19 protein-coding genes, 6 tRNA genes and 2 other RNA genes are annotated in these 22,250 nt (G+C 57.3%); 1 reads left to right on the top strand and 26 read right to left on the bottom strand.

Going from position 1 to position 22,250, the window contains the following annotated elements; translation table 11 throughout:
• Nucleotides 1–10 precede the first annotated feature (10 nt).
• The 21 genes from pnuC to cydA form a co-directional block, all read right to left on the bottom strand.
• On the bottom strand, nt 11–736 hold the full coding sequence (gene pnuC / locus ACJ8HA_RS11535) for a nicotinamide riboside transporter PnuC (RefSeq protein ID WP_025301889.1): 726 nt from the start codon (nt 734–736) through the stop codon (nt 11–13).
• A gap of 20 nt (nt 737–756) precedes the next feature.
• Nucleotides 757–1,818: a quinolinate synthase NadA gene (gene nadA / locus ACJ8HA_RS11540; RefSeq protein ID WP_015376982.1), complete on the bottom strand. Its 1,062-nt coding sequence runs from the start codon at nt 1,816–1,818 to the stop codon at nt 757–759.
• 324 nt (nt 1,819–2,142) lie between these two features.
• A non-coding RNA gene (locus ACJ8HA_RS11545) (RtT sRNA) lies at nt 2,143–2,267 on the bottom strand.
• A 76-nt stretch (nt 2,268–2,343) separates the two neighbouring features.
• Nucleotides 2,344–2,419 (bottom strand) — tRNA-Lys (locus tag ACJ8HA_RS11550).
• Between the two features lie 6 nt (nt 2,420–2,425).
• Nucleotides 2,426–2,501 (bottom strand) — tRNA-Val (locus ACJ8HA_RS11555).
• 35 nt (nt 2,502–2,536) lie between these two features.
• Nucleotides 2,537–2,612, bottom strand: a tRNA-Lys gene (locus ACJ8HA_RS11560).
• 151 nt (nt 2,613–2,763) lie between these two features.
• A non-coding RNA gene (locus ACJ8HA_RS11565) (RtT sRNA) lies at nt 2,764–2,888 on the bottom strand.
• 15 nt (nt 2,889–2,903) lie between these two features.
• Nucleotides 2,904–2,979 (bottom strand) — tRNA-Lys (locus tag ACJ8HA_RS11570).
• A gap of 7 nt (nt 2,980–2,986) precedes the next feature.
• Nucleotides 2,987–3,062 (bottom strand) — tRNA-Val (locus ACJ8HA_RS11575).
• A gap of 131 nt (nt 3,063–3,193) precedes the next feature.
• Nucleotides 3,194–3,269: transfer RNA gene (locus tag ACJ8HA_RS11580), tRNA-Lys, on the bottom strand.
• Nucleotides 3,270–3,447: 178 nt separating this feature from the next.
• On the bottom strand, nt 3,448–4,242 hold the full coding sequence (cpoB, locus tag ACJ8HA_RS11585) for a cell division protein CpoB (protein WP_004939852.1): 795 nt from the start codon (nt 4,240–4,242) through the stop codon (nt 3,448–3,450).
• Nucleotides 4,243–4,251: 9 nt separating this feature from the next.
• The gene (gene pal / locus ACJ8HA_RS11590) at nt 4,252–4,761 is read right to left on the bottom strand and encodes a peptidoglycan-associated lipoprotein Pal (protein ID WP_025160033.1); all 510 of its coding nucleotides are present in this window, start codon (nt 4,759–4,761) and stop codon (nt 4,252–4,254) included.
• A gap of 44 nt (nt 4,762–4,805) precedes the next feature.
• The gene (gene tolB, locus ACJ8HA_RS11595) at nt 4,806–6,098 is read right to left on the bottom strand and encodes a Tol-Pal system beta propeller repeat protein TolB (protein ID WP_025301887.1); all 1,293 of its coding nucleotides are present in this window, start codon (nt 6,096–6,098) and stop codon (nt 4,806–4,808) included.
• A gap of 136 nt (nt 6,099–6,234) precedes the next feature.
• The gene (gene tolA, locus ACJ8HA_RS11600) at nt 6,235–7,461 is read right to left on the bottom strand and encodes a cell envelope integrity protein TolA (protein WP_025301886.1); all 1,227 of its coding nucleotides are present in this window, start codon (nt 7,459–7,461) and stop codon (nt 6,235–6,237) included.
• Nucleotides 7,462–7,542: 81 nt separating this feature from the next.
• Nucleotides 7,543–7,971, bottom strand: a complete 429-nt coding sequence (tolR, locus tag ACJ8HA_RS11605; RefSeq protein WP_004939859.1) for a colicin uptake protein TolR — start codon at nt 7,969–7,971, stop codon at nt 7,543–7,545.
• Nucleotides 7,972–7,983: 12 nt separating this feature from the next.
• Entirely contained in the window at nt 7,984–8,667 is a 684-nt protein-coding gene (tolQ, locus tag ACJ8HA_RS11610; protein WP_004939862.1) for a Tol-Pal system protein TolQ, read from the bottom strand.
• Complete coding sequence (gene ybgC / locus ACJ8HA_RS11615; protein WP_025160034.1) at nt 8,664–9,068, bottom strand: tol-pal system-associated acyl-CoA thioesterase; 405 nt, start codon at nt 9,066–9,068, stop codon at nt 8,664–8,666. Before ybgC ends, tolQ begins: the two co-directional genes overlap by 4 nt.
• Before the next feature lie 130 nt (nt 9,069–9,198).
• Entirely contained in the window at nt 9,199–9,495 is a 297-nt protein-coding gene (gene ybgE / locus ACJ8HA_RS11620) for a cyd operon protein YbgE (RefSeq protein ID WP_025301885.1), read from the bottom strand.
• Complete coding sequence (cydX, locus tag ACJ8HA_RS11625) at nt 9,495–9,608, bottom strand: cytochrome bd-I oxidase subunit CydX (protein WP_004939868.1); 114 nt, start codon at nt 9,606–9,608, stop codon at nt 9,495–9,497. The genes ybgE and cydX overlap by 1 nt, the downstream gene beginning before the upstream one ends.
• Before the next feature lie 17 nt (nt 9,609–9,625).
• Complete coding sequence (gene cydB, locus ACJ8HA_RS11630; protein ID WP_019454033.1) at nt 9,626–10,765, bottom strand: cytochrome d ubiquinol oxidase subunit II; 1,140 nt, start codon at nt 10,763–10,765, stop codon at nt 9,626–9,628.
• A gap of 14 nt (nt 10,766–10,779) precedes the next feature.
• Entirely contained in the window at nt 10,780–12,348 is a 1,569-nt protein-coding gene (gene cydA / locus ACJ8HA_RS11635) for a cytochrome ubiquinol oxidase subunit I (RefSeq protein ID WP_019454034.1), read from the bottom strand.
• Nucleotides 12,349–13,031: 683 nt separating this feature from the next.
• On the opposite strand from cydA, the gene ACJ8HA_RS11640 reads away from it, so the two are divergent.
• Nucleotides 13,032–14,930, top strand: coding sequence for a bifunctional metallophosphatase/5'-nucleotidase (locus ACJ8HA_RS11640; protein ID WP_025301884.1), 1,899 nt, complete (start codon nt 13,032–13,034; stop codon nt 14,928–14,930).
• Between the two features lie 72 nt (nt 14,931–15,002).
• Here ACJ8HA_RS11640 and sucD read toward each other — a convergent pair whose 3' ends face one another.
• The 5 genes from sucD to ACJ8HA_RS11665 all read right to left on the bottom strand — a co-directional run bounded on the left by sucD (nt 15,003) and on the right by ACJ8HA_RS11665 (nt 22,244).
• The gene (gene sucD / locus ACJ8HA_RS11645; protein WP_004939878.1) at nt 15,003–15,875 is read right to left on the bottom strand and encodes a succinate--CoA ligase subunit alpha; all 873 of its coding nucleotides are present in this window, start codon (nt 15,873–15,875) and stop codon (nt 15,003–15,005) included.
• Nucleotides 15,875–17,041: an ADP-forming succinate--CoA ligase subunit beta gene (gene sucC / locus ACJ8HA_RS11650; RefSeq protein WP_025301883.1), complete on the bottom strand. Its 1,167-nt coding sequence runs from the start codon at nt 17,039–17,041 to the stop codon at nt 15,875–15,877. The genes sucD and sucC overlap by 1 nt, the downstream gene beginning before the upstream one ends.
• A 122-nt stretch (nt 17,042–17,163) precedes the next feature.
• Nucleotides 17,164–18,381, bottom strand: coding sequence for a 2-oxoglutarate dehydrogenase complex dihydrolipoyllysine-residue succinyltransferase (odhB, locus tag ACJ8HA_RS11655; RefSeq protein ID WP_060447623.1), 1,218 nt, complete (start codon nt 18,379–18,381; stop codon nt 17,164–17,166).
• A gap of 63 nt (nt 18,382–18,444) precedes the next feature.
• Entirely contained in the window at nt 18,445–21,252 is a 2,808-nt protein-coding gene (gene sucA, locus ACJ8HA_RS11660) for a 2-oxoglutarate dehydrogenase E1 component (protein ID WP_049208652.1), read from the bottom strand.
• A 275-nt stretch (nt 21,253–21,527) separates the two neighbouring features.
• Nucleotides 21,528–22,244, bottom strand: coding sequence for a succinate dehydrogenase iron-sulfur subunit (locus ACJ8HA_RS11665; protein WP_025301880.1), 717 nt, complete (start codon nt 22,242–22,244; stop codon nt 21,528–21,530).
• Nucleotides 22,245–22,250: the final 6 nt, after the last annotated feature.

Below are 22,250 nucleotides of genomic sequence, written 5' to 3' on the forward strand. Positions count from 1 at the left end.
CTCTGCGTTGTTACGGTGCGGAAGAGAGCGGATTGGAACGGTTGCGCCCAGCGCTCTTGATCCACAGCCAGGAGCCGTTCAGGGCGATCAGCGTCAGAATGACGTACTCCAGCGCCATCGCGTACACCCCTTGGTAGGCGAAGATCGCCACGCTGATGACATCAATAACCACCCACAGCAGCCAGTTTTCCACGTACTTGCGCGTCATCAGGATCATCGCCACGATGGAGAGCACCATCATCGCCGAATCCCAGAACGGGAAGGCGTCCGGCTGCAGCGTCGGCATCTGTACGTTCAGCCCCAGCCCTTGCATCACCGCCACCGCAACCTGCGTCAGCCAGGCGAACACGCGGTCGATGTTGAAGGTCATCAGGCCGATGCCGATGACGCAGACCGCCGCCCAGGCCAACGCTTTCGGCAGCGGCAGCCAGCGGATCTGCAGCTCGGCCTGATTATCCTGGGTCTGGCGGCTCCAGGCATACCAACCGTAAATATTGGCGCCGAAGAAAAACAGCTGCAGCAGCAGGCTGGCGTACAGCTGGATCTGGAAGAAAATCACCGCGAACAGCGTGACGTTGATCAGGCCGAACAGGTAGTTGATGATTTTTTCCTTGCTGGCGTACCAGATGCACAGCAACCCGAACAATGTGCCGATAGCTTCGATCCACGACAGATCGTAACCGCCTGCACCAAGCGGAATGTGCACCAGAATATTGCTGGTACTGAAGAAGCTCATGAGGTCATCCTTTTAAACGGTTAAGCGTTGCCTTTAACCTGCATCTTAAGCTGAGCGGCGAAATCCAGCATGCGGTTCAGCGGCACCAGCGCCTTCTCACGCAGCGCGGCGTCCACGTGGATCTCATGCTGCGCGCCCCCCTGCTCCAGCCCTTCGGCAATTGCCTTCAGGCCATTCATCGCCATCCACGGGCAATGCGCGCAGCTGCGGCAGGTCGCGCCTTCTCCGGCGGTCGGTGCTTCGAATAACTCTTTGTCCGGGCAGGCCTGCTGCATCTTGTAAAAGATACCGCGATCGGTGGCGACAATCAGCTGTTGATGCGGCAATGTTTTCGCCGCCTGGATCAGTTGGCTGGTAGAGCCCACCGCATCCGCCAGCTCGACCACCGCCTGAGGCGATTCGGGATGCACCAGGATCGCCGCCTGCGGATAAAGCGCCTTCATGCGCCGCAGCGCCTGGGTCTTGAACTCGTCATGGACAATGCAGGCACCTTGCCAACACAACACGTCAGCGCCGGTCTGCTTCTGCACGTAGCTGCCGAGATGACGATCCGGCGCCCAGATGATCTTCTCGCCCAGGCTATCCAGATGCTCGATCAATTCGACGGCGATGCTGGAGGTCACCACCCAGTCAGCGCGCGCTTTGACCGCCGCCGAAGTGTTCGCATAGACCACCACGGTGCGATCGGGATGGCTGTCGCAAAACGCATGAAACTCCTCTTCCGGGCAGCCCAGATCCAGCGAACATTCGGCAAACAGCGTCGGCATCAGCACCTGCTTTTCCGGGCTGAGGATTTTGGCGGTTTCCCCCATGAAACGCACGCCGGCCACCAACAGCGTGGAAGCCGGATGGGCGCTGCCGAAGCGCGCCATTTCCAGCGAATCTGCCACGCAGCCGCCGGTTTCTTCAGCCAGCGCCTGGATTTCCGGATCGGTATAATAGTGGGCGACCATCACCGCATTGCGCTGCTTGAGCAGGGTTTTGATCTTCTCGCGATAAAAGGCTTTTTCGGCTACGTCCAGCGGTACCGGTTTAGGCGGGAAGGGATACACCGCCGCATTGACATCAAACATTTCACTCATCGCTGCAATCTCATGCTAGGCTGGGCGCCTGCCGCGTGAATATCGCCTACCGCAACGCCCTTCGTTTTATATACTAAACAAAATACCTAAAATCGCGCGAAAAGTCCGCTGATATTTTCAATTTTGCGCACTCAATGTTTAATAGATTAAAAACATAGGCATTAGCCGCGCAGTTCACAGCGGATTAACAGCCTGAGGAGAACGTATAGCCGTTCAGAAAAGAGCGGGATGATAGTCGGTGTCATGTTGAAACGAGAAAGCAGCGGATTCAGATTGCGGTGATGCGGATACGAAAAAAGCGCCAAAAGGCGCTTTTTTCTGAATGGGTGGGTCGTGCAGGATTGATTCGGCCTTTGGCCTCACCCTACGGGCAACGCTGCGCGTTGTCATATCGCTACGCGATGCTCGAACCTGAGCGCAGGATCTCACCCGCACGACTCAGTGGGCTATATCAGCAAGAAGATAAAGGTAGAGTCAGGTGGGCGCAGATGCGAAAAAAGCGCCAAAAGGCGCTTTTTTCTGAATTGGTGGGTCGTGCAGGATTCGAACCTGCGACCAATTGATTAAAAGTCAACTGCTCTACCAACTGAGCTAACGACCCGCAGTGTGGTGGGTGATGACGGGCTCGAACCGCCGACCCCCTCCGTGTAAAGGAGATGCTCTACCAACTGAGCTAATCACCCACTGCTGTGGTACTGCTATTTTCACTCTCAAAGAGTGGTGGGTCGTGCAGGATTCGAACCTGCGACCAATTGATTAAAAGTCAACTGCTCTACCAACTGAGCTAACGACCCACTGATGTGGTTTACTGCTGATGGCGAATAGGTTATTGGAACCGACTCGCGGAAAACAAGGATGGGGATGTTCAGGACAACTCGACGGGTACTCGACTCGGACCTTTACTTGCCACATCAAACCGATTCTGAAGCTGCCATTCTTAAAGAATGGTGGGTCGTGCAGGATAACTCGGCCTTTGGCCTCGCCCTTGCGGGCCATCACCGGAGTGATGTTGTCTCGCTGCGCGAGACTCGAACCTTTACGGTTCTCATCCTTTACGATTCTCTATCGCAGCCATTCGCGAAGAATGGTGGGTCGTGCAGGATTCGAACCTGCGACCAATTGATTAAAAGTCAACTGCTCTACCAACTGAGCTAACGACCCATAACAGTGGTGGGTGATGACGGGCTCGAACCGCCGACCCCCTCCGTGTAAAGGAGATGCTCTACCAACTGAGCTAATCACCCACTGTTGTGGTTACTGCTACTTCAGAAATTGGTGGGTCGTGCAGGATGACTCGGCCTTTAGCCTCGCCCTGACGGGCCATCACTTCGTGATGTTATCCTTCCCGATTCCACTTCATTTCTTGCTTCAAAATTGGTGGGTCGTGCAGGATTCGAACCTGCGACCAATTGATTAAAAGTCAACTGCTCTACCAACTGAGCTAACGACCCAATTTCCCTGCCGCTTTAACATCTTGCAAGATGTCTTGGCAACGGCGGCATATATTACTAATTTATCTTGGCAGCGCAACCTAAATTTTTTACCGATGCGTTCAACTGCTTGTTCTTCACGCGAATGAGCCCAGAAATCGGTCAAATCGACTAACTTCTGGGCTCATTTTTCTGACTGTTAACCGCCTACGCGACTTTTCGCCTGTTTGGCCGCCGCACTGGTTGGGTATTGTTTAATCACCTGCTGGAACACGGCTTTGGCTTTATCGGCCTGCCCTTTCTCCTGCATGATGATACCCACCTTGTACATGGCGTCCGGCGCCTTCGGTGATTTAGCGTAATTCTTCACCACCACCGCAAAATAGTAGGCCGCGTCGTCTTTTTTGCCCTTGTTGTAGAACAACTGACCCAGCCAATAATTGGCGTTGGGCTGATAGGTAGACTTCGGGTACTGTTTTACGAAGGACTGAAAGGCAGAAATCGCCTGGTCATACTGTTTTTTTTCCAGCGCCAGAGAAACAGCGGCGTTGTAGTCGCTGTTCTCATCACCGCCGCTCGGCGTTGCAGACGCGGCTGCAGGCGCGCTGCTGCCCGCATCGGAAGATGCGCCTGCGGCTGCCCCACCGGCAGCGCCCGCGGCCGCAGAGGCGCTCTGAGCGCCGCCCTGGCTGAGGCTATCCATCTGCTGATAGATTTGCTTCTGGCGTTCAACCACCTGATTCAACTGATACTGACTTTCCTGGATTTGCCCACGGAGAGAATCAATGTCGCGTTGGTTATCAGAGAGTTGTTGCTGGAGTTGGTTTAAAAGCTGGCCTTGAGCATTGCTGATGCGCTCAAGCGAGGTGACGCGGTCTTCGACCGAGCCGGAGCCGACATTACTGATTGGCGCTTGGGCAGTAGCGGCCCAGGGGGCCGCTACGCCAACCAGTAACGACAGACTCAACAGGTGACGTCTGAAGTTACTGTTCATGCGATTCTCTTAGTAAACCAGAACGGCACGACGGTTTTTAGCATAAGCCGCTTCGTCGTGGCCCAGTACTGCTGGTTTTTCTTTACCGTAAGAAACGATAGAGATCTGGTCAGCGGAAACGCCTTTACCCTGCAGGTACATTTTAACGGCGTTAGCACGGCGCTCACCCAGAGCGATGTTGTATTCCGGCGTGCCGCGTTCGTCAGCATGGCCTTCAACGGTCACTTTGTAAGACGGGTTGTTACGCAGGAATGCAGCGTGCGCGTCCAGCATCTGAGCGAATTCGGAGCTAACGTCATACTTGTCCAGGCCGAAGTAAACGATGTTGTTCTTCTGCAGTTCTTGCATCTGCAGACGAGCTTGTTCTTCGGAAGACAGGTTGCTGCTGCCGTTTTCCATACCAGTGCCAGCGCCCATACCAGATTGGTCGTTGTTCGCGCTTTTGTTAGAACTACAAGCTGCTACAGCCAGAACTGGCAGTGCCAGCAGAAGCCCTTTCAGCACTTTGTTCAGTTGCATTTCTTTGATCCTTTTATAGTTTGCCATACATATTTACACATGCATCACAGATACGGCGACCAGGCAGGGAATTTGACCTGTCCATCAGTTGCCGGAAGACGCGCTTTGAAACGCCCATCAGTTGACACCAACTGCAGCACGGAGCCCATACCTTGCGTGGAGCTATAGATCACCATGGTGCCGTTTGGCGCAATACTAGGCGTTTCATCCAGGAAGGTGCCGGTCAAAACCTGAACGGCGCCCGATCCAAGATCTTGTTTGGCGATGTGTTGTGCACCACTGTTGGTGCTCACCATCACCAGGAATTTACCGTCGGAGCTGACTTCAGAATCCTGGTTCTGAGAGCCTTCCCACGTCAGACGCTGTGCGGCACCGCCGCTGGCGCTGATTTTATAAATCTGCGGACGCCCGCCCTGGTCGGAGGTAAACGCCAGCGACTGGCCATCCGGGAACCAGGTCGGTTCGGTGTTGTTGTTGCGACCATCGGTCAGCTGCGTGATTTGGCCGGAGCCGAGGTTCATCACGTACAGGTTCAGGCTGCCGCTCTTGGACAGCGCGAACGCCAGCCTGCTGCCGTCCGGAGAGAACGCCGGCGCACCGTTGTGGCGCGGGAACGAGGCGATCTGGCGGATAGCGCCGTTAGCCAGGGTCTGTACCACCAGCGCGGAACGGCCGCTCTCGAAGGTCACGTAAGCCAGTTTGCTGCCGTCCGGCGACCAGGCCGGCGACATCAGCGGCTCAGGCGAACGGTGCACCGTGAACTGGTTGTAACCGTCGTAATCCGCTACGCGCAGCTCATACGGGAATTTCCCCCCGTTGGTCTGCACGACGTAGGCGATACGGGTACGGAACGCGCCCTTGATGCCGGTCAGCTTCTCGAACACTTCGTCGCTGGCGGTATGGGCAGAATAACGCAACCACTGTTTGGTCACTTTATACTGGTTCTGCGCCAATACGGTGCCCGGCGAACCCGAGGTGTCCACCAGCTGGTAGGAGATCAGGTAGCTGCCGTCGGCGCCAGGCTGAACCTGGCCGACAACCACGGCGTCGATGCCCAATGCAGTCCAGGCCGCCGGCGTCACTTCAGACGCGGAGGTCGGTTGCTGCGGCATGCGCGCCACGTCGATCGGGTTGAATTTGCCGCTGTTGCGCAGATCCGCGCCGACAATCTTGCCGATATCTTCCGGCGGCGTGCCTGGGCCCGCCCACTTAAACGGCACCACGCCAATCGGGCGAGCGGAGTCGACCCCTTGGGTGATTTCAATGCGAACTTCCGCGTGCAACACGGACGCCCACAGAATTAAAAAACCTAGCGCTACTCGAAATGCCTGCTTCATCTCATCTCCCTTATCCAGGCGGGATGCCTGCGATAAATTAGCAGAATTTTAACAAACCAACTTACGTAAAACTACATAATCCCTGTTGGTTACCTTAGTACATCCCTGTGGTCTTACTCAGCTCAAACAACCATTATTAAGGTTTGAATTCAAGGGTAGCATTCTTAACATGCTGATAAACGGCATCGCTCGGCGGCTTCGGTATATGCGCCAACTTGGCGGCAGATACCGCGGCCTGACACAATGCCGGATCGCCTCCCGCCGGTTGTACACTTATCAGCAGGCCGTCCGGCGCCAGCTTGATACGCAGGTCACAGGTTTTTCCGGCGAACGAACTGGCGTCATAGAACTTGCTTTCAATCGCGTTTTTAACCTGCCCAATATAACCATTGATATCCGCCCCGCTGGCGCCTGCCGCCTTGGCATTGCCCTGCCCGGCCGGTTTACCATCACCTTTCGATTTGGCACCGCCGCCCTTCGGCGCGTTCTTGCCGTCCGCCAGGCCGCCAAACAGATCGCTAACTTCATCCGATTGTTTCGCAGCCTCAGCGGCGGCCTTCTTCTTGGCGTCCGCAGCGGCTTTCTTGGCTGCCGCAGCTTTCTCAGCGGCGGCCGCTTTCTTCTCTGCCTCAGCGGCAGCCTTCTTCTCGGCTTCCGCTGCGGCTTTTTTCTCGGCTTCAGCGGCCGCTTTCTTCTCCGCGGCCTCTGCGGCTTTTTGCTCTGCGGCGGCAGCTGCGGCTTTCTTCGCCTCTTCCGCCTGTTTCTTGGCGGCGGCAGCGGCGGCCGCTTCTTTCTTGGCTTCCGCTTCGGCTTTCTTCTGCGCGTCCGCCTGTGCCTTGGCGACCTTTTCCGCTTCGGCCTTCGCCTTGGCGGCGGCGGCTTCGGCGACCTTCTGTTGCTCTTTGGCCTTGGCTGCGGCGGCTTCCGCCGCTTTTTGCTGCTCGGCGGCCTGTTTCTGCTGCTCCGCTGCCTTCTGCTGTTGCTCAGCCTGCGCCTTGGCGTCCTGCGCAGCTTTCTCCTGCGCCGCCAAACGCTCTTTCTCCAGCTCCTTCAGGCGCTGCTGCTGCTCCGCCTGCTTCTGCTGAAGCTCTTCGGCCTGTTGCTCCGCCTTTTTCTGGCGCTGCTTCTCGGCACGCTGCGCATCGTTGCTCTGCTGCTGCTGGCGGTTGTATTGCTCCACCACCGCGCCAGGATCGACCATCACTGCGCCCACCACGGTGCCATCACCGCCACCGCCGGCGCCCATGTCGACCTTTTCCTGCAGCGATCCCCAAATCAGCAGGGCAATCAATATGAAGTGCAGAACGACCGAAACAATAACGGCGCGGTTCAGCTTATCGTTTTGCTCAGTTGCCTTTACCAAAATAGATTCCCAAAAACTGGTGTTGCTTATACGGGGTTCCTGGGCCGCAGCGCAGGAACCGGGTTGCCGTTCGCCTTACGGTCAGATCGGCTGGGTCATCAGCCCCACGGAAGCCACGCCCGCCTGATGGAGAATATTCAATGCCTTGATAATCTCATCGTAAGGGACTTCCTTCGCACCGCCGATCAAAAAGACCGTTTTCGGGTTAGCCGCCAAACGCGACTTGGCTTCGGCCGCGACTTGCTCAGGCGGCAGCAGCTCCATACGGTTGTGATCCACCACCAGGGTGTATTGACCTACGCCGGAAACCTCAAGGATCACCGGCGGATTGTCATCGCTGGACACCGTTTTGGAATCGGTGGCGTCCGGCAGGTCAACCTCCACGCTCTGCGTGATGATTGGCGCGGTTGCCATAAAGATCAGCAGCAGCACCAGCAACACGTCGAGCAGCGGAACAATGTTAATTTCGGACTTCAGCTCGCGCCGACTACGTCCACGTACTCTCGCCATGCTACCTCCTACTTATTTGCTGTCGCTGGAGAAGGCCTGACGATGCAGAATAGCGGTGAACTCTTCCATAAAGTTGTCGTAATTCTGCTCAAGCTTGTTGACGCGCTGGTTGAGGCGGTTGTAGGCCATTACCGCCGGGATAGCGGCGAACAGACCGATCGCGGTGGCGATCAGCGCTTCGGCGATACCCGGCGCTACCATCTGCAGCGTGGCTTGTTTCACCGCGCCCAGCGCGATAAAGGCGTGCATGATCCCCCACACGGTGCCGAACAGGCCGATGTACGGGCTGATCGAACCGACGGTGCCGAGGAACGGAATATGGGTTTCCAGCGTTTCCAGCTCGCGGTTCATCGAAATGCGCATCGCGCGCGACGCCCCTTCGATCACCGACTCCGGCGCATGGTTGTTGGCGCGGTGCAGGCGGGCGAACTCTTTGAAGCCGGAATGGAAGATCTGCTCGGAACCGGTCAGGCTATCGCGACGCGCCTGACTTTCCTGGTACAGACGGGAAAGCTCGATACCGGACCAGAATTTGTCTTCAAAGGCTTCGGCGTCACGCGTCGCCGCATTGAGGATGCGGGTGCGCTGAATGATGATCGCCCAAGAGGCTACCGAGAAGCATATCAAAATCAACATGATAAGCTTAACCAGCAGGCTCGCCTTCAAGAATAAATCTAGGATGTTCATGTCAGTCACTGCTTAAACTCCGCGACAATAGACTTAGGAAGCGCTCTTGGCTTCATTTGGTGTGGATCAATACAGGCAATCAGGACATCTGCCTGGCTCAGTAGGGCCCCGTCAGAATTGACAATGCGTTGAGCAAACGTGAGAGAAGCCCCGCGCAGACAGGTGATTTCACTCTGGACCTCCAGTTGCTCGTCGAGACGAGCCGGAGCCAGATAATCCACCGTCATGCGCCGGACGACAAAAGCGACTTGTTCACTGAGCAGCTGCTGTTGATGAAAGTTGTGCTGACGCAGCATCTCTGTGCGCGCTCTTTCAAAAAAGGCGACGTAGCGGGCGTGATAGACCACACCACTGGCATCGGTATCCTCGTAGTAAACGCGAACCGGCCATCGAAACAACGTATTACTCACTCTACTTCCCAGCAATGCAATTTAACGCTGCTACTATACGCAAGACGGATCGGGTTGGGAATGGGTTACAAGATGGGAATGAAAATAATTATGGGCCGTGAGGGCCCATAACAAGGGGACATCGGGGAGATTATAAAGAAACGTAAAGTAATCCTGCGAACAAGATCACAATGGCGGGAAGCGGCGCGAAAAAAGCGCGCCAGACGCTGCGCTGCGGGCGGAATCCGAAACCGTGGATCACCCCGGCGCACACCGCCCAAATCAGCAACAGCCCTTCCCAAATCTCCAGCGAGCTGGTTTTGGCGGCGAAACGCGTCGGATCCCAGAACACGCACCCCGCCAAAATCAACGCCAGCACCAGGGAAAGGGCCCGGATCGGGCCCTTGTCGGTGACAGCGTACAGCTTGTCAATCACGGACGAGCTCATCACTTACCGTCTTGCTGAGCTTTGGTCGCTTCGCTCTGCTCAAGCGCCAGCGCCGTGATAATGCCGAAGGCGCAGGCAAGAAGCGTTCCGAGAATCCAGGCAAAATACCACATGGTTTAGCTCCTTATCCTTAGTACAGCGAATGCTTGTTGTTTTCGATGTAGTTCTTGTCGAGGCGACCGAACATTTTGTAGTACGACCAGCTGGTGTACGCCAAAACGATAGGCACGAAGATCGCAGCCACGACGGTCATCACTTTCAGCGTCAACAGGCTCGAGGTCGCATCCCACATGGTCAGGCTGACGTTAGGCACAGTGCTCGACGGCATCACGAACGGGAACATGGTGACCCCGGCGGTGAGGATGACGCAGGCGATGGTCAACGACGAGGTGACGAACGCCAGCGCGCCCTTCTCCAGACGCGAGAACAGGATGGTGAACAACGGCAGCACTACGCCCAGCGCAGGCAAGGCCCACAGCAGCGGATACTTGTTGAAGTTGATCAGCCAAGCACCGGCCTGATGCGCCACTTCTTTACGCATCGGGTTGGATTCCGCCAGGGTGTCCAACGCCGACGTCACAACGAAGCCGTCGATGCCTTTCACCAGCCATACGCCCGCCAGCAGGAAACATACCGCCATGATCAGCGTCGCGATCTGTGCCGCAGCGCGTGAACGCAGGTGGATCTCGCCGGTGGTGCGCATTTGCAGGTAGGTCGCGCCCTGAGTGACCAGCATGGTCAGGCTGACCACGCCCGCCAACAGACCGAACGGGTTCAGCAGTTGGAAGAAGTTGCCGGTGTAGAACAGGCGCATGTACTCGTCCATGTGGAACGGCACGCCCTGCAGCAGGTTACCGAACGCCACGCCGAATACCACTGCAGGCACGAAGGAGCCGATGAAGATGCCCCAGTCCCACATGTTGCGCCAGCGGCTGCTCTCCAGCTTGGAACGGTAGTCGAAACCGACCGGGCGGAAGAACAAGGCGGCCAGCACCAGGATCATGGCGACGTAGAAGCCGGAGAAGGCCGCTGCGTAGACCATCGGCCAGGCGGCGAACAGCGCGCCGCCGGCGGTGATCAGCCACACCTGGTTACCGTCCCAGTGCGGAGCGATGGAGTTGATCATCACCCGGCGCTCGGTGTCGGTTTTGCCGATGATGCGCACCAGAATGCCGACGCCCATGTCGAAACCGTCGGTGACGGCGAAGCCGATCAGCAGAACGCCAACCAGGACCCACCAAATAAATCGCAGTACTTCATAGTCAAACATACGTGGACTCCTGTTTAGCGCGCTTCCTGCACGGCGGCAGTCGGTTGTTCAAAGTGATAGCGGCCGGTTTTCAGGCTGCTTGGACCGAGACGCGCAAACTTGAACATCAGGTACAATTCAGCCACCAGGAACAGGGTGTACAAGCCGCAGATCAGCCCCATTGAGAACAGAATGTCGCCCGCGGTCAGCGAAGAGTTGGCGACCGCCGTCGGCAGCACCTCACCAATCGCCCACGGTTGACGGCCGTATTCCGCCACGAACCAACCCGACTCGATCGCGATCCAAGGCAGCGGCAAACCGTACAGCGCCGCGCGGTGCAGCCATTTTTTCTGGCCGATGCGGCCGCGGATCACGTTCCAGAACGACAGGCCGATGATCAACAGCATGATCACGCCACAGGCCACCATGATGCGGAAAGCGAAGTACAGCGGCGCCACGCGCGGAATGGAGTCCTTGGTCGCCAGCTGGATTTGCGCTTCCGTCGCGTCGGTGACGTTCGGGGTATAGCGCTTCAGCAACATGCCGTAGCCCAGGTCTTGCTTGGTTTTGTTGAATTCGGCACGCACCGCAGGATCGGTATTGCCGCCGCGCAGCTCTTCCAGCAGCTGGTAGGCTTTCATCCCGTTGCGGATACGCACTTCATGCTGCGCCATCAGATCTTTCAGGCCGGTGACCTGAGTGTCCGTGGAGCGGGTGGCGATCAGGCCAAGCGCATACGGGATCTGAATAGAGAAGGAGTTTTCCATCTTGTCCTGATCGGGAATGCCGAACAGGGTGAAGGAGGCCGGCGCCGGCTGAGTGTCCCATTCCGCTTCGATAGCGGCCAGTTTGGTTTTCTGCACGTCGCCCATTTCGTAGCCGGATTCATCACCCAGAACGATAACGGACAGAATGGCAGCCATACCAAAGCTGGCAGCGATGGCGAAGGAGCGCTTGGCAAAGGCGATGTCGCGGCCTTTCAGCAGATAGTAGGAACTGATACCCAGCACGAACATCGCGCCGCAGGTGTAGCCGGAAGCCACGGTGTGAACGAATTTCACCTGCGCAACCGGGTTAAGCACCAGTTCGGAGAAGCTGACCATCTCCATGCGCATGGTTTCGAAGTTGAAATCCGAAGCGATCGGGTTCTGCATCCAGCCGTTGGCGACCAGGATCCACAGCGCGGACAGGTTGGAGCCGAGAGCCACGAACCAGGTTACCGCCATGTGCTGCACCTTGCTCAGACGATCCCAGCCGAAGAAGAACAGGCCGACCAGCGTCGATTCAAGGAAGAACGCCATCAGACCTTCGATAGCCAGAGGGGCCCCGAAGATATCGCCGACGTAGTGAGAGAAATACGACCAGTTAGTCCCGAACTGGAACTCCATGGTCAAACCGGTGGCCACACCCAGAGCAAAGTTAATCGCAAATAACTTTCCCCAGAATTTGGTCATGTCTTTATAAATTTGTTTGCCAGACAGGACATATACCGTTTCCATAATTGCCAGCAAGAACGCCATACCGAGCGTTAATGGGACAAATAAGAAATGGTACATCGCCGTTAAAGCAAACTGTAAGCGCGACAGTTCGACAATATCAAACATCTTGACTCCTTGCTCCTCGCAGGAAGACTCCGACACGCGGTTATCGGCACGCTTCTTTCAAAGCTGCCAGTAACGCCCCGCAGTGAATGCCCTTAAACACAACAAATTTGATCCAGCTTCTCCGCTTTCAACCGCACACTCGGCCAATAGCCCCTCGGGCCCTCGACAAGCACGCCACTGAAAACCGACAACGGGTAACAAATGCAACAAGATCAACCATCCATAATCACAACATGGATGATACTCGCCCAATCCCACACAATAAATAGGTTTTTACGTGACGTGGGTTAGACTTTTGGTTACAGGTCAAATCTTAGCCGAAAGAGGTACTTCGGGCTAATTTGATCTGAGACAATTTAAGCCTATCCGCATCTTATTTCCATATTCATCAGCACATTTCGCATAATTTTCTTAGGGTCATGTTGCGCAATGGTTTAATTGTTTTTTAATGATATTTTTGTGTTAAATAAATGTAATTTAAAAGAGCCGCCATTGTATTATTACGCGCTTATTATGCGACATAATTAACCTTTTATTTCCAATAAGCCGTGACAGTGATAGCAGTCACAAAACAACAAATCTCTCTCCAATATTAGTCTATTTCTCGCGATGGGATCGTAAAGGTTGCGATTTTGTAGCAAAATGACCACTAATGTTAAAATTACATTGAGTGACAATAACTTATGAAAAAAATCATCTTTGCCTCTGTATTGGGACTCTCGGGAAACGTCATGGCCGCCGAAACGGTAAATATCACCTTGCTGGGTACTTCCGATCTGCACGGCACTTTCGTGCCCTGGGACTACGCCAGCGACACGGAAAATCTGGCGGGCAGCCTGAGCCAGATAGCCACTCAGGTCAAACAGGTGCGGGCCGAGCAGCCCGACCTGATCCTGGTGGACGCCGGCGACACCATTCAGGGCAACTTCGTCGAAACCTTCAAGCATGAGGCCGTCAGCCCGATGATGCTGGGCCTCAACGCGCTCAATTATGATGTCTGGGTAATGGGTAACCACGAGTTCGACTTCGGCCTGCCGGTGCTGGCGACGCCGCTCAAGCAGTTCAAGGGCGCGGCGCTGGCGGGCAATATCGTCTGGGACAGCGGCAAGCCCTACCTGCCGGCCTACACCATCGTCGAACGCCAGGGCGTGAAAATTGGCATTATCGGTATGGATACGCCGATGACCGCCGAATTCGCCAAGGGCACCGATCGCATCAAAGGGCTGAACTTCACCGATCCGGTGCAGGCGGTGAAACAGGTCATCAGGCAAATCGACGGCCAGGTCGACGCCATCGTGCTGGTGGCGCATATGGGCATCGACAACGAGAACCAGCGCCCCGGCACCGGCGTGGCCGACATCGCCAACGCCAACCCGGAGCTGGCGGCGATCGTCGCCGGCCACATGCATGTGAAGATCGATAAAGCGGTGGTTAATGGCGTCATCATCACCGAGCCGGATAAATACGGCCGCGCACTGTCGCGCATCGACCTGCAGTTTGAACACCGCGACGGCAAATTCACGCTGATCGACAAAAACAGCTACACCTACCCGATCAAAGGGCTGGCGCCGGACAGCGCCATGCAAGCGCTCTACCAGCCGTACCATGACATTTTGCGCGCCAACGCCAACCGGGTCGTGGCGAAGCTGAGCGGCAGCGATCTGGTGCCCGCCGACGAGTTTCGCGGCATTCCTCAGGTACACGTGCAGGATACCGGCATCAGCGCGCTGTTCCAGCAGGCCGCCCGCCACTATGCGCCGCTGGCGCAGGTGATTGCCCTGCAGATCGACAACGATCGCGCCAAATTGGACGTCGGCGACATCAAAGCTAAGGACATCGCTTTTAACTACCAATACGCCGGTGGCGAGATCACCGTGTATCAGCTCAACGGCAAAGCGCTTAAACGCTACATGGAGTGGTCCGCCGACTATTTCAATCAGCTGCAGCCTGGCGACGTCACCTACAGCTTTAACCCGGCGCGGCGATCGTCCAAATATTCCACCAACGATTTCTTCGACGGCGTCACTTACACCATCGATCTGCGCCAGCCCGCCGGCTCGCGCATCGTCGATCTGCGCCTGGCGGACGGGACGCCGGTCACCGACGACATGCCGATCCGCCTGGGCATGAACAGTTACCGCATGGGCCACCTGACGCAAAAGGGCGGCGCGCTGGAGGGGCAATCCTTCCCGGTGCTGTTTGACAGCAAAGCGCAATACGGTGAAGAAGAAGGCACTATTCGCCACCTGGCTCTGCGCTACCTGACGGAAGTGAAACACGGCCAGTACCAAGGCGTGACGCCGCAGCGCTGGAAGCTGGTCGGCCTGGAGGGGTACGAACCGCAGCGGGCGATCGTCAAACGGTTGCTCAATGAAGGCGTTATCCAAGTGCCGACCACCGACGATGGCCGCTACACCAACGTCGCCTCGATCAACGTCAAAGACGCGCTGTTCCGCAACGCCGACGATTACCGCACCGCTCTCACCTCGCTGGAAAAACAGCGGCAAACTACCGTGGATCCGGTACAACAGCGCCGCCTGCAGGATCGGATCGCGCTGATCAAAGCACTCAACGATTTCTGATCTTCGCCCATAAAAAAGGCCACCCAATGGGTGGCCAAACATGTCGAGATATTATTATTTCGTACTAAGATCTTAGCGCTTCAGCACCGCTTTTACCGCGTCGCCGATGTCCGCCAGGCTGCGAACGGTTTTCACGCCCGCCGCTTCCAGCGCAGCAAACTTCTCGTCCGCCGTGCCTTTGCCGCCTGCGATGATGGCGCCCGCGTGGCCCATACGCTTGCCTTTCGGCGCGGTTACGCCGGCGATGTAGCCGACAACCGGTTTGGTGACGTGTTCTTTGATGTAAGCTGCCGCTTCTTCTTCAGCGCTGCCGCCGATCTCACCGATCATCACGATCGCTTCGGTCTGCGGATCCTGTTGGAACATCTTCAGGATATCGATGAAGTTGGAGCCCGGGATCGGGTCGCCGCCGATACCCACGCAGGTGGACTGGCCCAGACCGGCATCGGTGGTTTGTTTCACCGCTTCATAGGTCAGGGTACCGGAGCGGGAAACGATGCCCACTTTGCCCGGCAGGTGGATGTGGCCAGGCATGATGCCGATTTTGCACTCGCCCGGGGTGATCACGCCAGGGCAGTTCGGCCCGATCATGCGCACACCGGCTTCGTCCAGCTTCACTTTCACGGTCAGCATATCCAGGGTCGGGATGCCTTCGGTGATGGTGATGATCAGTTTGATGCCGGCATCGATCGCTTCCAGGATGGAGTCTTTGCAGAACGGCGCTGGAACGTAGATGACCGAGGCAGTCGCGCCGGTCGCTTCAACCGCTTCGCGCACGGTGTTGAACACCGGCAGACCCAGATGCTGAGTGCCACCTTTGCCCGGGGTGACGCCGCCAACCATTTTGGTGCCGTAAGCGATAGCTTGTTCGGAGTGGAAAGTCCCCTGGCTACCGGTGAAGCCCTGGCAAATTACTTTGGTGTTTTTATCGATTAAGATGGACATTATTTACCCTCCACTGCTGCAACAACTTGCTGAGCCGCATCAGTCAGGCTGGTCGCAGCAATGATATTCAGGCCGCTGTCCGCCAGTTTCTTGGCGCCCAGTTCGGCATTGTTCCCTTCCAGGCGCACCACGACCGGGACGTTAACGCCCACTTCGGCCACTGCGCCGATGATGCCGTCGGCGATCAGATCGCAACGTACGATACCACCGAAGATGTTAACCAGAACCGCTTTCACCTTGTCATCGGACAGGATGATTTTGAACGCTTCGGTCACGCGCTCTTTGGTCGCGCCGCCGCCAACGTCCAGGAAGTTGGCCGGTTCGCCGCCGTGCAGTTTAACGATGTCCATAGTGCCCATCGCCAGACCGGCGCCGTTAACCATGCAGCCGATGTTGCCGTCGAGGGCAACGTAGTTCAGCTCCCACTGAGCAGCACGGGATTCGCGCTCGTCTTCCTGCGAAGGGTCACGCATTTCACGCAGTTCCGGCTGGCGGAACAGGGCGTTACCGTCGGCGCCCAGTTTGCCGTCCAGGCACACCAGATCGCCCTGCTTGGTGATCACCAGCGGGTTGATCTCAACCATCGCCAGATCGCGCTCCAGGAACAGCGTCGCCAGGCCCATGAAGATCTTGGCGAACTGGCTGACTTGCTTACCGGTCAGACCCAGTTTGAAGGCCAGCTCACGGCCCTGATAGGGCTGTGGACCCGCCAGCGGATCGATGGTCATTTTGTGGATCAGTTCTGGGGTTTCTTCCGCCACCTTCTCGATTTCCACGCCGCCTTCGGTAGACGCCATGAACACCACGCGACGGGTAGAACGATCCACTACCGCGCCCAGGTACAGCTCTTTATCGATGTCGGTCGCCGCTTCTACCAGGATCTGGTGAACCGGCTGGCCCAGCGCGTCAGTCTGGTAAGTCACCAGACGCTTGCCCAACCAGGCTTCCGCGAAAGCACGGATATCTTCTTTGCTGTTGACGACTTTAACGCCGCCCGCTTTACCACGGCCGCCAGCATGAACCTGACATTTCACCACCCACGGGCCGGAGCCGATTTTGGATGCGGCTTCTTCTGCTTCACGCGGAGTGGTACAGGCGTAACCGGTTGGTGCCGGCATGCCATACCGAGCAAACAGCTGTTTTGCCTGATATTCGTGTAAATTCATGATGTTCTATCCATTCAGTTCTGAAGGTTTTTAGCCGGACCATTATTACGCGGTAAACCGCATGGTTTTCCGGCCACATAGCACAGAGTGCGGGCGCGGCACGCCGCGCCCGGCAAGGGTTACTAGACGTCCAGCAGCAGACGAGCCGGATCTTCCAGCATCTCTTTGACCGTCACCAGATAGCCGACGGATTCTTTACCGTCGATCAGGCGGTGGTCATAAGACAGCGCCAGATACATCATCGGCTGGATCACCACCTGACCATTGACCGCCATTGGGCGATCTTTGATGGCGTGCATGCCCAGGATGGCGCTCTGCGGCGGGTTGATGATCGGGGTAGACATCAGGGAGCCGAATACGCCGCCGTTGGTAATGGTGAAGTTACCGCCGGTCAGCTCTTCAACGGTCAGTTTGCCGTCGCGGCCCTTAACGGCCAGCTCTTTGATTTTCTTCTCGATGTCAGCCATGCTCATGGCGTCTACATCGCGCAGTACCGGCGTCACCAGGCCGCGCGGGGTAGAAACCGCGATGCTGATGTCGAAGTAGTTGTGGTAAACCACGTCGGAACCGTCGATCGACGCGTTCACTTCCGGGAAGCGCTTCAGCGCTTCAACCACGGCCTTGATGTAGAAGGACATGAAGCCCAGACGCACGCCGTGGCGCTTCTCGAAGGCTTCGCCGTACTGCTTGCGCAGGTCCATGATCGGCTGCATGTTGATTTCGTTGAAGGTGGTCAGCATCGCGGTGCTGTTCTTCGCCTCCAGCAGACGCTCGGCAACGCGTTTGCGCAGGCGGGTCATCGGCACGCGTTTTTCGCTGCGGCCGGCCAGAACAGGCTGCGGTGCGGCTTCAGCGGCGGCGGCCGGTTTGGCAGCGGCGCCGCCTTTGGCCAGGTGCGCTTCCACGTCTTCACGCGTGATGCGGCCACCCACGCCGGTGCCTTTGATGGCGCCAGCATCGAGATCGTGTTCAGCGATCAGGCGGCGAATCGCCGGGCTGAGCGCGTCATTGCTTTCTTCTTCCAGGCTCGCGGTAGCGCGCTGTGCAGGCGTGGCTTCTTTCTCTTGGCTCTTCTCAGCGGTCGGCTTGCCGGAGCTGTCGCCCGGACGGATGCGGCCGAGCAGCTGGCGAGACAGCACGGTCGCGCCCTCTTCTTCCACGATAGCATCGAGAATACCCGCTTCACTGGCCGGCACTTCCAACACCACTTTGTCGGTTTCGATTTCAACCAGGACTTCATCACGCTGCACGCTGTCGCCCGGTTTTTTGTGCCAGGTGGCTACGGTCGCATCGGCAACCGATTCAGGAAGGTCAGGAACCAGAATATCTACGCTACTCATTTAGCTTTCCCTTAAGTTTTTTATCATCTGCTTGCCGGCCCTCGGCCAGCAAGCGAGCGAACATTAGTCAATATTCAGCGCGTCGTTCACCAGAGCCTGCTGCTGCTTCTGGTGTACGGACATATAGCCCACCGCCGGAGAGGCGGAGGCCGGACGTCCTGCGTAACGTAAAGAAGCCCCGAACGGCACCACTTCACGGAAGTTGTGTTGGCTGCAGTACCAGGCGCCCTGGTTCAGCGGCTCTTCCTGACACCAGACGAAATCATGCACGTGCGAGTATTGTTCCAGCACGGCCTGCACGGCCTGATGCGGGAACGGATACAGCTGCTCGATACGCACGATGGCCACGTCTTTCTGCTCGTTCTTGCGACGCTGTTCCAGCAGGTCGTAGTAGACCTTGCCGGAGCACAGCACGACGCGCTTGACCGCTTTCGGATCCAAGTCGTCGATCTCGCCGATCGCCGGCAGGAAGGTGCCGTTGGCCAGCTCGTCCAGCGAAGAAATCGCCAGCGGGTGACGCAGCAGCGACTTCGGCGACATCACCACCAGCGGACGGCGCATACCGCGCAGCGCCTGACGACGCAGCATATGGTAAACCTGCGCCGGCGTAGACGGGACGCACACCTGCATGTTCTGCTCTGCGCACAGCTGCAGATAGCGTTCCAGACGCGCGGAAGAGTGCTCAGGGCCCTGGCCTTCATAGCCGTGCGGCAGCAGCATCACCAGGCCGCACATACGGCCCCATTTTTGCTCGCCGGAGCTGATGAACTGGTCGATAACGACCTGTGCGCCGTTGGCGAAGTCACCGAACTGCGCTTCCCAGATGGTCAGCGTGCGCGGTTCCGCCGTGGCGTAGCCGTATTCGAACGCCAGCACCGCCTCTTCAGACAGCACGGAGTCCCAGACCTTGAATTCGCCCTGGCCGCTGTGAATATTCGCCAGCGGAACATAGACGGAACCGTTTTTCTGGTTGTGCACCACCGCGTGACGGTGGAAGAAGGTGCCGCGGCCGGCGTCTTCACCGGAGATGCGGATCGGGATGCCTTCATCCGCCATAGTCGCGTAAGCCAGCGTTTCGGCAGCGCCCCAGTCGAACGGCTTGTTGCCCGACGCCATCTCGGCGCGGTCAGCGTAGATTTTCGCCACGCGCGACTGCATTTCAATCGCTTCCGGCACGGTGCTGATGCGACGTGCCAGCTCTTGCAGGCGCTTCATCTCAACCTTGCTCGGGTACTCCTCGTCCCACTCATGGTTCAGATACGGTGACCAGGTGAAGGAGTGCAGGTTCATCGGACGCCACTCTTCAACCACGCAATCGCCGCGGTCGAGCGCGTCGCGGTACAGGTTGACCATTTCCGTGGCATCTTCCAGGCTGGCCACTTTCTGCTCGGTCAGCACGTCAGCGTAGATTTTGCGCGGCGTAGGGTGTTTCTTGATCTTCTGATACATCACCGGCTGGGTAGCGCTCGGCTCGTCGGCCTCGTTGTGCCCATGGCGACGGTAGCAGACCAGATCGATCATCACGTCACGCTTAAAGGTGTTACGGAAATCCAACGCCAGGCGGGTGACGAAGGCCACGGCCTCCGGATCGTCCGCGTTAACGTGGAAGATCGGCGACTGAACCATTTTGGCGATGTCGGTGCAGTATTCGGTAGAGCGCGCATCCAGCGGGTTGGAGGTGGTGAAGCCAACCTGGTTGTTGATGACGATACGCACGGTGCCGCCCACTTCGTAACCGCGAGCCTGAGACATGTTCAGGGTTTCCTGAACCACGCCCTGGCCGGTGATGGCGGCGTCGCCGTGGATGGTGATCGGCAGCACCATGTTGCTGCGCGCTTCGTCCAGACGATCGCGACGGGCACGTACCGAGCCCATGACCACCGGGCTGACGATCTCCAGGTGCGACGGGTTGAACGCCAGCGCCAGGTGAACCATGCCGCCTTCGGTTTCCACGTCGGAAGAGAAGCCCTGGTGATATTTCACGTCACCGGTGCCGAGGTGTTCTTTATGCTTACCGGCGAATTCGTCGAACAGATCGGCCGGCTTTTTGCCCAGCACGTTGATCAGCACGTTCAGACGGCCGCGGTGGGCCATGCCCAACACCACTTCGCGCGTGCCGTTCTTACCGGCGTGGCGCACCATCTCTTTCAGCATCGGCACCAACGCGTCGCCGCCTTCCAGCGAGAAGCGTTTGGCGCCCGGGAATTTGGCGCCCAGGTAGCGTTCCAGGCCTTCCGCCGCAGTCAGCTCGTTCAGGAAACGGCGTTTTTCGTCGGCGGTAAAGCTGGCGCGCCCCACCACCGATTCGATGCGCTGCTGGATCCAGCGTTTCTCTTCGGTGTTGGTGATATGCATGTACTCAGCACCGATCGACCCGCAATAGGTCTGCTTCAGCGCGGCGTACAGATCGCCCAGCTTCATGGTTTCTTTGCCGATGGCGAAAGAGCCCACGTTGAAGGTTTCCTGGAAATCGGCTTCGGTCAGGTTGTGGTAAGCGGGATCAAGGTCAGGAACTTGCTCGCGCTGCCACAGGCCGAGCGGATCGAGGTTGGCATGCTGATGCCCGCGGAAGCGGAAGGCGTTGATCAGCTGCAGTACCTTGACCTGTTTGGCGTCGGTTTCCGGATCGGTGATGGTGGTATTGTAGCGCGCGGAGTCTTTCGCCAGGCGGCGGAAGTAATCGCGCGTTTGAGAGTGAAGCTGATCGGGTTTGACACCCGCGGTTGGTAGCTGTTGAAAAATGGAACGCCAGCTATCTTCAACGGAACCCGGATCGGTTAAGAAGTCTTCATAGAGCTGTTCTATGTAAGACTGGTTCGCGCCCGCCAGATAGGAGGAATCCAGCCAGGCCTTCATTGCGCCGTTCTGCATCATGATCCCTTAAGCTTTGAAGCTTTAGTTTTCGCCGTGGTTAACATAATTACCGTGATGAATACGGTTTGCCGTAAAACGGTTCACTCGACGTACTTGCGGCCATGACGGCCCGATACGTTCTGTTATGGACCTTGCGGTCCCTTACAAGGAACCTCTAAAAACCGGCGGAAGAACCAGGCTGCATAGCGCCGCAGCCGCGGGTCAGTTTTTAGAGGTTCCCTCCCCTATGGGATGTGCGCCGGAAAAGAGCCCGGCGCAGCATCTCATTCCGTTTATGCGCCGCGTTGCAGCAGCATGGACTTGATATGCCCGATCGCACGCGTCGGGTTCAAGCCTTTAGGACATACACTGACACAATTCATAATGCTATGGCAGCGGAAAACACTAAAAGCGTCGTCCAGATCATCTAAACGTTCTTGCGTTTCCGTGTCACGGCTGTCGATCAGGAAGCGATACGCCGCCAACAGACCGGCTGGGCCAATGAACTTGTCCGGGTTCCACCAGAACGATGGGCAAGAGGTCGAGCAACAGGCGCACAGGATGCACTCGTACAGACCGTCCAGCTTGGCGCGTTGGTCCGGCGACTGCAGGTGCTCGCGCGCCGGCGGGTTCTTGCCGTCGTTCAGCAGGTATGGCTTGATCTTTTCATACTGGGTATAGAACTGGCCCATATCCACCACCAGATCGCGCACCACCGGCAGGCCCGGCAGCGGACGGATCACGATCTTGCCGTTGCCTTTGCGCAGCGACGAAATCGGGGTGATGCACGCCAGGCCGTTTTTACCGTTCATGTTCAGGCCATCGGAACCGCATACGCCTTCACGGCATGAGCGACGGAACGACAGGGTCGGGTCTTTTTCTTTCAACTGGATCAACGCATCCAGCAGCATCATGTCGCGACCTTCTTCCGCTTCCAGGGTGTAATCCTGCATGTGCGGCGCGTCATCGACATCCGGGTTGTAGCGATAAATGGAAAATTCGAGTTTCATCTGTCG

Source organism: Serratia sp. CY33802 (genome assembly GCF_052169095.1).
In the GTDB taxonomy this organism is placed as follows: domain Bacteria; phylum Pseudomonadota; class Gammaproteobacteria; order Enterobacterales; family Enterobacteriaceae; genus Serratia; species Serratia bockelmannii.